At 53.1% G+C, this 12,669-nt stretch carries 14 protein-coding genes and 4 tRNA genes; 2 read left to right on the top strand and 16 right to left on the bottom strand.

Annotation, left to right across the window (positions count from 1 at the left end; genetic code table 11):
* Positions 1–11 precede the first annotated feature (11 nt).
* A complete protein-coding gene (locus EDC32_RS01020; RefSeq protein WP_132219663.1) occupies positions 12–860 on the top strand; it encodes an HAD family hydrolase in 849 nt (282 codons plus the stop codon).
* Positions 861–894: 34 nt separating this feature from the next.
* On the opposite strand, the gene EDC32_RS01015 is transcribed toward EDC32_RS01020, so the two are convergent.
* The 16 genes from EDC32_RS01015 to EDC32_RS00940 all read right to left on the bottom strand — a co-directional run bounded on the left by EDC32_RS01015 (position 895) and on the right by EDC32_RS00940 (position 11,177).
* Positions 895–971: transfer RNA gene (locus EDC32_RS01015), tRNA-Pro, on the bottom strand.
* A 45-nt stretch (positions 972–1,016) separates the two neighbouring features.
* Positions 1,017–1,093: transfer RNA gene (locus EDC32_RS01010), tRNA-Pro, on the bottom strand.
* 43 nt (positions 1,094–1,136) lie between these two features.
* Positions 1,137–1,213: transfer RNA gene (locus EDC32_RS01005), tRNA-Pro, on the bottom strand.
* Positions 1,214–1,380: 167 nt separating this feature from the next.
* Positions 1,381–1,466: transfer RNA gene (locus EDC32_RS01000), tRNA-Leu, on the bottom strand.
* Positions 1,467–1,614: 148 nt separating this feature from the next.
* Positions 1,615–2,007, bottom strand: coding sequence for a thioesterase family protein (locus EDC32_RS00995; protein ID WP_022737875.1), 393 nt, complete (start codon positions 2,005–2,007; stop codon positions 1,615–1,617).
* A 10-nt stretch (positions 2,008–2,017) separates the two neighbouring features.
* A complete protein-coding gene (locus EDC32_RS00990) occupies positions 2,018–3,517 on the bottom strand; it encodes an aldehyde dehydrogenase family protein (protein WP_132219662.1) in 1,500 nt (499 codons plus the stop codon).
* Positions 3,518–3,547: 30 nt separating this feature from the next.
* Positions 3,548–4,756 (bottom strand): thiolase family protein, encoded by a 1,209-nt coding sequence (locus EDC32_RS00985; protein WP_132219661.1) that lies wholly within the window; start codon positions 4,754–4,756, stop codon positions 3,548–3,550.
* Complete coding sequence (locus EDC32_RS00980) at positions 4,753–5,502, bottom strand: 3-hydroxyacyl-CoA dehydrogenase family protein (RefSeq protein WP_132219660.1); 750 nt, start codon at positions 5,500–5,502, stop codon at positions 4,753–4,755. The genes EDC32_RS00985 and EDC32_RS00980 overlap by 4 nt, the downstream gene beginning before the upstream one ends.
* The gene (locus EDC32_RS00975) at positions 5,492–6,355 is read right to left on the bottom strand and encodes a 3-hydroxyacyl-CoA dehydrogenase family protein (RefSeq protein ID WP_246026811.1); all 864 of its coding nucleotides are present in this window, start codon (positions 6,353–6,355) and stop codon (positions 5,492–5,494) included. Before EDC32_RS00975 ends, EDC32_RS00980 begins: the two co-directional genes overlap by 11 nt.
* Complete coding sequence (locus tag EDC32_RS00970) at positions 6,352–6,663, bottom strand: EthD family reductase (protein ID WP_022737872.1); 312 nt, start codon at positions 6,661–6,663, stop codon at positions 6,352–6,354. The genes EDC32_RS00975 and EDC32_RS00970 overlap by 4 nt, the downstream gene beginning before the upstream one ends.
* Before the next feature lie 50 nt (positions 6,664–6,713).
* Positions 6,714–8,000 carry a phenylacetate--CoA ligase family protein gene (locus EDC32_RS00965; RefSeq protein ID WP_054096436.1) on the bottom strand — a complete coding sequence of 429 codons (1,287 nt, stop codon included), beginning with the start codon at positions 7,998–8,000 and terminating at the stop codon, positions 6,714–6,716.
* A 17-nt stretch (positions 8,001–8,017) separates the two neighbouring features.
* A complete protein-coding gene (gene paaD, locus EDC32_RS00960; RefSeq protein ID WP_022737870.1) occupies positions 8,018–8,479 on the bottom strand; it encodes a 1,2-phenylacetyl-CoA epoxidase subunit PaaD in 462 nt (153 codons plus the stop codon).
* 5 nt (positions 8,480–8,484) lie between these two features.
* Entirely contained in the window at positions 8,485–9,282 is a 798-nt protein-coding gene (gene paaC / locus EDC32_RS00955) for a 1,2-phenylacetyl-CoA epoxidase subunit PaaC (protein WP_132219659.1), read from the bottom strand.
* Positions 9,251–9,637 (bottom strand): phenylacetic acid degradation protein, encoded by a 387-nt coding sequence (locus EDC32_RS00950; RefSeq protein ID WP_132219658.1) that lies wholly within the window; start codon positions 9,635–9,637, stop codon positions 9,251–9,253. The genes paaC and EDC32_RS00950 overlap by 32 nt, the downstream gene beginning before the upstream one ends.
* An 11-nt stretch (positions 9,638–9,648) precedes the next feature.
* On the bottom strand, positions 9,649–10,602 hold the full coding sequence (gene paaA / locus EDC32_RS00945; RefSeq protein ID WP_054096438.1) for a 1,2-phenylacetyl-CoA epoxidase subunit PaaA: 954 nt from the start codon (positions 10,600–10,602) through the stop codon (positions 9,649–9,651).
* A gap of 2 nt (positions 10,603–10,604) precedes the next feature.
* The gene (locus tag EDC32_RS00940; RefSeq protein WP_022737866.1) at positions 10,605–11,177 is read right to left on the bottom strand and encodes a TetR/AcrR family transcriptional regulator; all 573 of its coding nucleotides are present in this window, start codon (positions 11,175–11,177) and stop codon (positions 10,605–10,607) included.
* Between the two features lie 557 nt (positions 11,178–11,734).
* Between EDC32_RS00940 and EDC32_RS00935 the strand changes: the two genes are divergently transcribed.
* Complete coding sequence (locus EDC32_RS00935; protein WP_132219657.1) at positions 11,735–12,631, top strand: hypothetical protein; 897 nt, start codon at positions 11,735–11,737, stop codon at positions 12,629–12,631.
* Positions 12,632–12,669: the final 38 nt, after the last annotated feature.

Below are 12,669 nucleotides of genomic sequence, written 5' to 3'. Positions count from 1 at the left end.
AGTGGATTGTGATGAGTTTGTTGCCTTATCCCTTGTTGGTATCTGATGTTGACGGCACTTTGCTTGGCACCGGCAATCGGATATCATCGGAAAACAAACGTAGCATCGCACGGTTTCGGGAGCACGGGGGCATCTTCACTCTGGCCACCGGTCGCACCTATATGGAAGCAAAACGCTTCATTGACGAATTAAGCCTGGAGGTTCCAGTCATTCTCTGCAACGGAGCACTGCTGTTTGATCCGGCAAGCGGACACTTGTCACCTGTATCCACATTGCCAGCCGACATGATCCGGCAGTTGGTAGCCAACGCCTTAGAACGCTTATCCTGTCCGATGGACTTGATCATCTATGGCATCGACGCCATCTATATCACCCAGCTACGTCCCGCTACGGAAGCCGCCTTAGCCGCTGAAAAAACGGAAGACCTGAACGTGGTGTCTCTGCCTTCGTTTAATGATCTCCCAGATGTCCCGTACCTCAAACTGGTTGTTATCGCTGATCCGCAGGAAATGCACCAAGTGATCACATGGTCGGACACGCTGACCGCCTTCCCAATCGACGCCACTCTGTCTTACGATAATTATTTTGAAATATTGCCGCGCGGTATGTCCAAGGGAGCGGCCGCCGCTAAGCTCATAGAGCAACTAGAGATGGAGCCGAAACAATTGGCCGCAATCGGCGACCACTGCAACGACTTGGACATGTTGAAATTGGCCGGTCTGGGGGCTGCAGTCGGCAATGCACATCCCGAAGTCTTAAAGCAGGCAGATGTGATCGTGGCTCGCCATGATGAACATGCTGTCTCCCATCTCATCGAACACCACTTATTGCCAACCGCATCGAAAAAAACGGCAAAATAAAAAAGGAGACCTTTAGACGGCCTCCTTTTTTGTGTGGTCGGGATGACAGGATTCGAACCTGCGACCCCCTGGTCCCAAACCAGGTGCTCTACCAAGCTGAGCCACATCCCGATAAATATATGTTTCATCGCGCTACGGCGTTAAACAAATAGAAAATGGTCGGGATGACAGGATTCGAACCTGCGACCCCCTGGTCCCAAACCAGGTGCTCTACCAAGCTGAGCCACATCCCGATGGATATATATTTCATCGCATCACGGCGTTAAACAAAGAAAATGGTCGGGATGACAGGATTCGAACCTGCGACCCCCTGGTCCCAAACCAGGTGCTCTACCAAGCTGAGCCACATCCCGACAAACTTATTCACAGTCATGGTTTAAGCGACAAGATATAATTTAGCACGCATTGTAGATAAAGTCAACAACCTTACATACATTTTTTTATTGTTCTTATCCTTGGCGTGCGATCAAGTAAATCTGGCAAAAATAAAAAAACCAGAGAATCATCTCTAGTTTAAATATGGTGCCGAAGGTGGGACTCGAACCCACACTCCTTGAGGGAACACGATTTTGAGTCGTGCGCGTCTGCCAATTCCGCCACTTCGGCTCGTTTATGAAATTTCATTATGTCGTAGCGACATTTATAAATTTATCATGTGTCTAAGATAATGTCAACAGGTACTTTCAATTTTTTTTGCCCACATCATTTTTCCATAAAATCAGCAACCGCCGCAATATATTGCGGCGGTTTGCACTTATTTCATCCGATTGATGTTGGCCTCGATCTTGGAGAGTGGCAGAATAACCTGCACAAATTCCCCTTCTCCCACCACGGCCCGGTCGTGTTCGGCTTTCACTTGGCACACCACTTTGTTGTCAGTCCGCTCAATGACCGTCGCAGTGAAATCCACCCGTTTGCCGATGGGGGCGGGGGCGATGTGACGAATGTGAATGGTAGCCCCGATCCCTTCTTCTCCCTCTTCCAAAAACGGCAGAATCACTTTGCGGCCAGCCCACTCCATGTAGTACACCATATGCACCGTGGACAAAACCGGATGCACCATCTGCCCGGCGAAAGAGGCGGCCATCTCCTCAGTTACGACAATGGAGATGGTTTCTTGATGTCCTGGTTCCAGCCCCTGCTTCATGCTCTTCCTCCTATAGACCAAAAGGGTTGAGCGGTTTTGGCCCGACATAAGAGAGCACGCTTTTGGTTTCCATGTACAAGTCCAGCGATTCCAGCGCCAGCTCCCGGCCAAACCCGGATTGCTTATATCCGCCAAACGGCAAGCCTGGGAAAGTGGAGAAGGGATTGTTCACCATGATGACACCCGCCTTCAACTGTCCGGTCACCCGGTGGGCCAACGCGTGGTCGCGCGTCCAAACAGCTGCCGCCAATCCGTACACGGTGTCGTTGGCCAAACGAATCGCTTCTTGCTCATCTTTGAATTTGATTGCCACGACTACCGGTCCGAAGATTTCTTCTTGCGCAACTCGCATGTCATTGGTCACATCGCCAATCAAAGTAGGCAGATACCAATGCCCCCGCTCAAACTCTTTCCCCTCGGGCCGCTTACCGCCGCAAAGAACCCGTGCTCCTTCCGCTTCCGCCGCTTGCACATAGCTATGGATCGTATCCCATTGCGCTTGCGAAATCACCGCTCCCACGTGGGTCTCTTCGCTGAACGGATCACCCAGACGCAATTGTTTTGTTTTCTCAATAAATCGTTCGATAAACGCGTCATAAATATCCTCGTGAATCAACAGGCGGGACCGCGCCTCACAGGATTGCCCGGTGTTGTAATAGATTCCAAAGACAGCACCGTTGACCGCCGCTTCCAAATCAGCATCAGCAAAGATGATGTTCGGCGATTTTCCTCCCAGCTCCAGCGTAACCCGTTTCAATGTTTCGGATGCTTTAGCCATGATGTCTTTACCCGTCGTCGTCTCCCCGGTAAACGCCACTTTGTCCACCCCGGGATGTTCCACCAAGTACGCTCCCACATCCGAGCCGCTTCCCGTGATGACGTTAATCACTCCGTTGGGCACCCCTGCCTCATGGCAAATATCGGCCAAAGCGAGCGCGGTCAATGGCGTCAAACTCGCCGGTTTTAAAACGATTGTGCATCCTGCGGCCAGGGCGGGAGCCACTTTCCATGCCGCCATCATCAATGGATAGTTCCAAGGGATAATTTGCGCGCACACGCCGACCGGCTCTTTGACCGAATAATGGAAAAATCCGTTTGGCACCGGTTTGGTGTGACCTTGGATGGTGGAGACTGCCCCCGCGTAAAGCTCAAAGTCTTCAATCGCCTGCATCACTTGCCCTTTAGCCGCGGAAAGCGCTTTCCCCGTATTCAACACTTCTAACTCCACCAATTCTTTAAAACGGCTCCGCATGATGGAAGCAATCTTGTTCAAGATTTGTCCTCTGCGCGAAGCGGGCCAGCGTGCCCATTTGCCTTGCGTCAAAGCCGCACGAGCCGCTTCCACGGCACGATCCACATCCGCACGGGTCGCTTTCGCCACTTCCGTAATCGCTTCTCCCGTGGCCGGATTGTAGACGGTGAACGTCTCGCCGGAGCTACCTGGTACAGCTTCTCCATTGATCAGCAAATCGTATTTTTCTTTTAAAAGAGCCACTTTCTCCATATGCATGTCACACGCTCCTTTGGTTGATAAGATGCTTCAAATACGTTCAATCACCGTGGCAATCCCCTGTCCCACACCAATACACATGGTTGCCAAACCGTATCGCCCTTCTCGTCGTACCAACTCGTGTACCAATGTCGTCATGATTCGTGCGCCGCTGGCTCCAAGTGGATGTCCAAGTGCAATCGCGCCGCCATTGACATTCACTTTGTCCGGGTCCAACGCCAATTCTTGTATGCAAGCAAGGGCTTGGGCGGCAAATGCTTCATTCAGTTCGATCAAATCCAGATCGTCCACCGTAAGCCCTGCCCGCGCCAACACTTTGCGCACAGCAGGTACCGGCCCCAGCCCCATGGTCAGCGGGTTGGTACCAGCCACAGCAAATGCCACCACACGGGCCAACGGACGGCAACCCAAGCGAATGGCCGTTTCACGTTCCATCAGCAATAGTGCTGACGCTCCGTCATTAATACCTGCCGAATTGCCAGCAGTCACCGTGCCGTTTAACCGAAACACCGGTGGAAGCTGGCTCAGCTTGGCGAGAGTCGTCTGAGGCCGGGGGTGTTCATCCGCAGATACCCAGACGGTTTCCCCCTTTTCCTCTGCCACCGGTACAGGCACCAGCTCTGCCTGAAACGTGCCTCGCACGCGTGCTTGTTCAGCCCGCTTTTGGCTTTGATAGGCAAATGCATCTTGCTCCTCGCGGGTGATGCCACATTTTTCAGCCACATTTTCTGCGGTTTCTCCCATGCTGATCGGTTCATAGCGCGCCGCTAACCGGGGATTAATGAACCGCCAACCCAAAGTGGTGTCCACCAACACCTGATCACCACGGGCCCATCCTTGCTCCGGCTTCATCATGACCAGCGGCGCCCTGGTCATACTCTCCACTCCCCCGGCAATCATCACATCGCCGCTCCCCATCTGGATTGCCGCCGCAGCTTGATTGATCGCTTCCAATCCCGAACCGCACAAACGGTTTACCGTGACTCCCCCGATTTCTTCTGGCAATCCAGCCAACAACAGCGCCATCCGAGCCACATTCCGATTGTCTTCCCCCGCTTGATTGGCGCATCCGAACACAACATCTTCGATCTCTGCTTGATCCAGTTGCGGATTGCGCTCAACCAAAGCCCGAATGACATGAGCCGCCAGATCATCGGGGCGCACCCGACTCAGTCCCCCTCGATATCGGCCGATCGGGGTGCGCACGGCATCCACTATCACCGCTTCACGACGCCTCATCCCTCTGCTCCCTTCCGCACCGACTGCTCATCATAACAGTAGAACCCGCGGCCGCTGGCCCGGCCCAGATACCCGGCGTAAACCATTTTGCGCAACAGCGGCGCCGGACGGTAACGCTCTTCTCCCAGCTCCCTCTCCAATCCGGTCAATATGGCGACAATCTGGTCGATGCCGATGCGGTCTGCCCATTCCAGCGGCCCGTACGGCCAATTGGTTCCTTTGCGCATCGCCAAGTCGATATCTTTTTTGTCAGCGATTTTTTCCGCCAGTGCAAAAGCCGCCTCATTTACCAATAGCGCCAAGGTACGCGGAAACACCAACCCCGGCTCATCTCCCACTTCTTCTACCTCTTTCCCCCAACCAGCAAGTACTTGCAGATGATCTGTCCAGCTGGCATCCTCCTCCGCTTGCAGGGGGCGGCACACTTCGACCACCGGCATGTCCGCGAACTGCACGGGTGAAAATCCCACCACCCGCCCGGGATGGGCCAACCAAGAGGCGATCTCGGTAGCCGTCCGGTGCAAGACAGAGGTGAAAATGGGCGTCTGCTCGGAGATCACGCGCTCCGCACCGACCAGCCAATCGCGTTTGCCCCCGTCACACCCGGTTTGCACATCAATCACTGCCAACACGTCACGGCCATCCGCCTGCTCCGGCGAGATGCAAGCTACTTGCTGCGACGCGAGAAATGTTGCCAGCGGCTCCCGGAAAGGGCCATCCCCCAAAATCACCACCTTATCCGCCATACTCGTAATGCCCCTTTCCCGTCTTGCGTCCTAGCGCCTTTTGTTCCACCATCCGCTGTTGGTGATAATGCGGACGGAACCGCGCTTCATGAAAAGTCGCTTCATATACGGAAACAGACGCCGCCAAATTGACATCGATTCCGATCAGGTCTTGCAGTTTGAAGGGCCCCATCGGAAAGCCAGCTCCCTCCAAAATGCGATCCACCTGCTCTTTGCGAGCTGACTGCTGGGCAACCAACTTGACTGCCTCGGTATGGTACGAACGGGCTACCCGGTTTACCAGAAAGCCGGGAGCATCTGCCACCCGCACCGGCACTTTGCCCAGGCCAGACAACCACCCGTAGACTTGTTCAAGAATGTGGGGCGCTGTTTGCGCACCATGTACGACCTCGACCAAGGGCATGCGAGGCGCTGGATTGAAAAAGTGCATACCCAACACCCGGTCAGGTCGCTTGGTGGCACCGGCGATCGCAGTGATCGACAGCGAAGAGGTGTTGGAAGCAAGGACTGCGGTGGGGGACACAAGCTCATCCAACTGCGCGAATAAGGATTGCTTTGCCTCCAAGCTCTCCACGATCGCTTCAATCACCAGCTCACATTTCGCCAGCTCATCAAGACTCTCCACCGGTTGGATGCGCTCAAACATCCCCTCCGCGTCTTCAGCGGACAAGCGTCCTTTGGCTACCCGCGCCGCCAACCGCTCCTTCAATTGTTTGCGGGCGCGCTCCATCATCGTCGGCAACATCTCCCATACCAACACCGGATAGCCGGCCGCCGCCAGCACCTCCGCAATCCCCATCCCCATCGTACCGGCGCCAACCACTGCCGGTGTTGTCAGCCACGACCCGCTCACTCAGCTTCCGCCTCTTCCCCGATGATCATGGTAATCAGCTTTCCGGCGAAGGACATCACATCTTTGGCAGCCGCCTTGCCCTCAGGGGATTTCATTGCCGCTTGGAGTGCCTCCTCCGACTCAAAGTACATGTCGGCCTGCAAATAAAACGGGGACTCGGTTCCCATCGGAGTGCTTGAAAACTTGGTTACTTTCGTTTTGATCAACCCGGGCATTTTTTCGGTCAATGGCAGGTGAACCTCAAAATAATGCTTATCAAACGCTTGCTTGTCTTCCGGTTGTTTGTACAGAGCGACCAATTTTACCATACTGATCATCCTCCCAAACTGGATAGTTTAATAAATTCGCCGTACAGACCTTACCGCCGATCAAGAATGCGAACAGCCTTTCCTTCACTACGCGGCAATGATCCCGGCATCGTCACGCGCACACGGACAGAGACACCCAAATTTTCTTTCAGCGCCTCCTCCAACCGTTTGGTCAACGCGGAAAAATCAACAAGATTAAATGAAGATTCCAATACTTCCACTTCAACCGTCAACCGATCCATCGATCCTTCTTTCTCTACAACCAGCTGATAATGAGGGCTCAGTTCTGGCTGGGCCATCACGATGGGCTCAATCTCCATCGGAAACACATTGACTCCCCGGATGATCAACATGTCGTCGATCCGCCCTTTGACACGGGACATCCGGCGGTGTGTCCGCCCGCAACGGCAGGGTTCGCTCGTAACACTAGCCAAATCCCCCGTTCGGTAACGGAGGACAGGAAGCGCTTCTTTGGTCAATGTGGTAAACACCAGCTCACCCACCTCGCCCTCCGGCAAAACTTCTTCGGTGTGCGGGTCAATCACTTCCACCAAGAAATGGTCTTCAGCGATGTGCAAGCCCTCTTTTGCCTGCCAGCACTCAATGGCCACTCCCGGCCCAACCACTTCTGACAAACCATAAATGTCCACCGCATGGATGCCCCACAACGCTTCCAATTCCTGCCGCATCTCTTCTGACCACGGCTCGGCGCCGAAAATCCCCACTTTGACTGAGCTGTTGCGGGGATGTTTGCCTGCTTGAATCATCGCTTCACCCAGACTCAAAATAAATGAGGGTGTTCCCGCAATCACGCGCGGGCTGAAATCTTCAATCAACGTCCACTGCCTCATGCGCCCGCCGCCAGAAACCGGCACCGTGACCATGCCTAACCGTTCGGCGCCGGCATGCATCCCTAATCCTCCCGTAAACAAGCCATACCCATAAGCATTGTGAAATACATCTCCTGGCTGGCCTCCAGCCGTCACCAGCGCCCGTGCACACACTTCACTCCACAAGCGCAAATCGCGTTCAGTATAACCGACTACCGTCGGCTTCCCTTTTGTTCCCGATGAAGCGTGAAGGCGGCGCACGTCGGCGAGCGGCGTGGCGAACAAGCCAAACGGATATTGGTCACGCAAATCCGATTTGCGGGTAAATGGCAGCCGCGTAAGCTCGGCCAAACCGCGAAATGACTCGGGATCAATGCCTGCTTGTTGCAGCTTCGACCGATAAAATGGCACATGTGCATACACGCGACGCACCGTTTCCAACAAGCGCCGTTCCTGCAACTGGTTCAGCTCCCGCCTCTCCATCGCCTCCACTGCGGGTTGGTACATGGCGCCAACTCCTTTGATCACACTTTTTTCATGCCTTCAAACGGTTGCCGGCAACGCGTGCAATAATAGATTGCGCGGCAGGCCGTCGGTCCGAACAAATTCTCTACTTGCCCCTTTTCCTCCCCGCAATATGGACAGGATGGCAGCTCATCCACCTGCGAACCAGGTGGTGCGATCCCAAACTCCTTCAGCTTCCGTGCGCCCTCCGCAGTAATGCGCTCACTCGTCCATGGGGGATCGAAAACAAAATCAACTTCTACTTCAACGGAAGCGTCTGGCTCAGACAATTGGCGAACCACTTGCTTGCGGATCAAGTCGAGCGCCGGGCATCCCACAAAGGTGGGCATCATCTCGACAAGCACCCGACCCGGCTTCACCTCCACCCGCTTGACCATCCCCATCTCCACTACACTCACTGTGGGAATCTCCGGGTCTTTCACTTCTTGCAACCGTTTCCAATATTCCGCCTCCGTCACCATTTCCTTCACCACCTCGCTACGGGGTCAAGGCGGTATACTTCTGTCATCGTCTCCAGCAACTGGGCCAATGCGGGGTCATGTTGCCCCAGCCGTCCATCGCGCCCACTTATTGGAATCTCCCCCGGCCAGGGCAGACCCGCTTGGCTGAAAACGGCTTTCACCTGTTCTTCCCATCGTTTCTTGCATTCGGCGGAGCCAAATCCGATGATCCCAAACCGCAACAGCGTTTCCTCATCCGCATCTCCAAAGGAGAAGAGGTCATCCAGTTGCGGCCATAGACGCACTGCCGCTTCCTCCAAGTATTGTCTCGCTTCACCGCCCGCTTTGCCCATGCGGACCATCCATGTCTTCATATGCAACAAATGGTACGCCTCTTCCCGCTGGATCTTCGCCACACCGTGCCTGAGCGGCAGGTAACTGGATTGGCGCATCGCTTCCAGTCGGATCCCATCAAAAATATCGTAAAGGGTGTGGCGGAGAACGGAGTAAGCCCAATCGCCATTTTCCTGTTCCACCAGCTTGGCGTTGCGCCGTTCGTGGCTCTTCCTGGCAAAGGCCAGCCTGTCGGGATCAGGTTCACCCAATTCATGCAAGAGCTCAAAGTAGAAGGTGGCATGTCCCACTTCATCTTGCGCGATCGAACTAAATGCAACATCTCCTTCAATGTCAGGGCATAGTCCCAGCCACTCCGAGTCCCGATGGCCCAATGTCAATTCATCATCGGCCAACTGAGTGATCCACCGGATCAATGCCTGGTGATAAGTTGGATGCTCACGAGCCTGATGGGCGTCTTTGATTTCCATTCCTTCTCCCTCCTTCGCTCCGCCGTTCCACATATGCCACGATCTCCTCCAATGTTAGCGCTTTCTCTTTAAACATGCGCCACAGCCGTCCGTTTTCGGTGTACCCGGACACTTCACGGTAACTCCGATCCAATTCGCGCCCCAACCACTCTCCATGTTCAGAAACAGCGGTAATCTGGTCCCGGGGAACCACCCACAGGCTGACCACTTTCTCTCGCCGCAAGAAGTTCTCCCGCGCCATCTGCGCTGCCACATCGGCGGAAGGGGCCAGCAAGTTTCCCACATGGACATGATGATCTAGATGCGTCCGCTGCACAAATACCTCGAAGACGCCATATTCCATTTTTTCAGTCATTTGATCCCACCTCACACCGCATGCATCAAAGCCCGGGAGCGAATCATCGCTTCACGCACCCAGAGTTGACCTTCGTGGGCGCGACGACGCAACGCCATCCGCTCCTGCGACTTGGGACCCATACAGTCGCGCACAATCCGGCCGAATTTCTCCCAATCGGGCTCCGAATAGCGCCAGCACTTCTCTTCCTCGTCATAACGCAACTGCGGATCGGGCACCGTCAAGCCCAGCGACCAGATGCGCGGGACATACTTGTCCAAAAATTTTTGCCGCAACTCCTCATTCGTCTTAATGCGTATGCGGTAATGAAGCATACGCTCAGCCGCCGGGGTGACCTCTTTGGGGCCGAAAAAGAACAGCAACGATTCCCACCAGTAATTAACGGCCTCTTGCAACATCTCCCGTTGCGCTTCTGTCCCCATGGCCAGCGCCAAAATGATGTTCTCCCCATGTTGCATGTGAAAGCTCTCTTCAGCACAGATCCGCTTCAACACCCGGGCGTAAGGAGCATAAGAGGTTTCTAGGAGCGCTGCTTGGTTAATGATGGCGGCGCCGTCGACCAACCAACCGATCACACCCGCATCTGCCCAAGTACGGGCTTCCATGTGGAAGACATTGTGAAATTTCACCCGTTGCCTGTAAATGTCGGAAATCAGCTCTTCACGCGTTTTGCCCCACGGGGCGCACAAATCCTCGGCAACGCGCAACAGCAACTGCCCATGGCCCATCTCATCTTGCACCTTGGCCATAATCGCCAGTTTGCGCCGCAAGCTGGGAGCCTTGGGAACCCACTCTTTCTCCGGATATGCGCCCATGATCTCACTTACTGCATGCATGTGGATCAATTTGACTAGAAGCTTGCGATATTCATCCGGCATCCATTCGGTCGCCTCGATCTTCTCTCCACGTTCGATTCGCTCCATGAACGAACGGTAATCTTGTTCTTGCAAGTCTCTCCCTCCCATCCCTATCTCACAAATCCGTGTAGCATCAACGCTACAAACCGATCTGCGATTTCTTCGGCACTCAACCCGCCATCAGGGCGGTACCATTGGTAAATCCAGTTGCCCACCGATAAAATTAACAGGCGGGCGAATTTCTCATCTTGCAATTGGAAGATCCCTTCTTGCACACCCTCCGCCAAAATGGCCGACCACATGCCTTCATATTGATCCCGCTTCTCCTGAATCTGCTTATACCGCTCACCCGTCAATGCCTTCCATTCATGGAAAAACACCGTGGCCGCTTCAAGATTGGCTTCCACCACTTGGATATGCGCGCGAACGGCTTGCTTCAGCTTCTGCTTGGCCGTGACCCGGCTCTCCACGATCGGGGCCAATGATTGCAAGAAAGCATCCGCCCCCCGATTGGTAATCTCAAACAACAAATCTTCTTTGGTATTGATATGGGCATACAAGCTGCCCGCCAAAATTCCACAAGCCTCGGAAATATCACGAATCGTGGTGCCATGGTATCCTTTTTGGCTGAACAAGCGACAAGCGATGGCTAGGATTTCTTCTCTTCTCCCTTTTTTTGGCATAGCTAAATCCCTTCTTTAAAACAAGCGCTTGTTTGTTTTTATCGTAATAGAATATTCAGAGTTTTGTCAAGGTTTTATGAGAATTTAATCATAACTTTCCTACAAAACGGGTATTAATCTATTACAGCATTAACATACGCCAGCCGATTCCTTTCATCCACCGCTTGCCCGACCGATACCATCGACCTAGACAAGTTGTGACTTACCTACGTTTTAATGAATGATTTTCCCATCTGTTCAAACCGGCTCTCTTGGCTGAATTTCAATCAAAAAAGGCGCACCCCACAACGGATTGACGTGAAAAACTACTCTTATTAATGTATAAAAATATTCGCATAAATTGGGTTATTTATGGTAATATGAATATACAACCCCATTTTTTTCAAAGGTTTAACCCATCTTTTGGATGGAGAGATATGGATGGTGGAGTGCACCAAGTAACCCCTTTGCACCTGGGCTCACCGCCCTCCACAGATCGGTTTTTCCGCTTATCGACACGGATGCAAACAAAATTGGCAGGCTTCCAACTTGACCAAATACAGAAAGGAGTGGCTTTCATGCATAGCCACAGGCCATTTGACACACCACTCCCTTCCAAAAATTGGCTTAATGAGTTAAAGCGAAATCCGTTAAGTTATCAGGTCTTAAATAGTAAGACGTTTATAAATAAAAAAATTAAACTTGCCGATTGGACATGCTTTCTTCATCACGACCATTATCTCAACAAACATGAACTGATGCGCGTGGTAAAACGGCAACGCCGCCATACGCCCCGCACACGCATTTCCACCGCATCCATGGAATTGACCGTTCACATCGACAACCATGCGTATGAACGTTGGACAGAGCGAATCAGTCCTTGCCCAAGTCTCTCCCTGCTGCGAATCAGATTGCAACAGCTCCTGCATTTGGGCCGCATTACCTTGTCACCAAAAGGCTGGGGCTTTATCGATCAAGACATATTGTTTGGTTATAAGATCATCGATGATAAATTGATCATCCAAACATTCCTCGGCCGCATTTCCCTTGTTCCCGCCCTCAACAACTACAAAGCGGTTCGTCGCTTCATCTCAACCCAACACGACCGGCTCGATTTGACGATCGCGCCCCATGTCCTAAACCAACAACATCCGCCATTGATCCCCAAAGAACGCGTACAATTCAGCGGCAACCGCAATCGCTATATACTGGAAGAATATGCGTTCACCTTGCCCAATGGGCGCTTAAGCACCCTCTTTCTACTGGAAACGATCAAAGAGTACAATTCCAGCTTCCAACTCATCGACCCCACCAACCCCCACGGCCCCAAACTATTCCGCAGCGTATTATATTTCCTCCTTGAACAAGGCTATCAGGAATTCGTTTTAGAACATGTGCTCCACCATAAGCAAGAAGCATTTTTGACGGCGTTCAACAAACGTTTAGCAGAAGGGGAATTGAAACACATAGTATAAATAAAAGCGATGTCCCGCTGACGACATCGCTTTTTCCA

Source organism: Laceyella sacchari (genome assembly GCF_004343255.1).
GTDB classification, from domain to species: domain Bacteria; phylum Bacillota; class Bacilli; order Thermoactinomycetales; family Thermoactinomycetaceae; genus Laceyella; species Laceyella sacchari.
The sequence above is the reverse complement of the archived record's forward strand: the minus strand, read 5'-3'. Positions and strand labels throughout refer to the sequence as shown.

Excerpts from the sequence above, each read along its gene's own strand:
- EDC32_RS00965 (WP_054096436.1), bottom strand. The coding sequence starts at position 8,000 with ATGTACCAACCCGCAGTGGAGGCGATGGAGAGGCGGGAGCTGAACCAG.
- EDC32_RS00950 (WP_132219658.1), bottom strand. The coding sequence starts at position 9,637 with ATGACTGAAAAAATGGAATATGGCGTCTTCGAGGTATTTGTGCAGCGG.
- paaD (WP_022737870.1), bottom strand. The coding sequence starts at position 8,479 with ATGGTGACGGAGGCGGAATATTGGAAACGGTTGCAAGAAGTGAAAGAC.
- EDC32_RS01020 (WP_132219663.1), top strand. The coding sequence starts at position 12 with ATGAGTTTGTTGCCTTATCCCTTGTTGGTATCTGATGTTGACGGCACT.
- EDC32_RS00995 (WP_022737875.1), bottom strand. The coding sequence starts at position 2,007 with ATGAAGCAGGGGCTGGAACCAGGACATCAAGAAACCATCTCCATTGTC.
- EDC32_RS00970 (WP_022737872.1), bottom strand. The coding sequence starts at position 6,663 with ATGGTAAAATTGGTCGCTCTGTACAAACAACCGGAAGACAAGCAAGCG.
- paaC (WP_132219659.1), bottom strand. The coding sequence starts at position 9,282 with ATGGAAATCAAAGACGCCCATCAGGCTCGTGAGCATCCAACTTATCAC.
- paaA (WP_054096438.1), bottom strand. The coding sequence starts at position 10,602 with ATGGGAGGGAGAGACTTGCAAGAACAAGATTACCGTTCGTTCATGGAG.
- EDC32_RS00985 (WP_132219661.1), bottom strand. The coding sequence starts at position 4,756 with ATGAGGCGTCGTGAAGCGGTGATAGTGGATGCCGTGCGCACCCCGATC.
- EDC32_RS00980 (WP_132219660.1), bottom strand. The coding sequence starts at position 5,502 with ATGGCGGATAAGGTGGTGATTTTGGGGGATGGCCCTTTCCGGGAGCCG.
- EDC32_RS00990 (WP_132219662.1), bottom strand. The coding sequence starts at position 3,517 with ATGCATATGGAGAAAGTGGCTCTTTTAAAAGAAAAATACGATTTGCTG.
- EDC32_RS00940 (WP_022737866.1), bottom strand. The coding sequence starts at position 11,177 with ATGCCAAAAAAAGGGAGAAGAGAAGAAATCCTAGCCATCGCTTGTCGC.
- EDC32_RS00935 (WP_132219657.1), top strand. The coding sequence starts at position 11,735 with ATGCATAGCCACAGGCCATTTGACACACCACTCCCTTCCAAAAATTGG.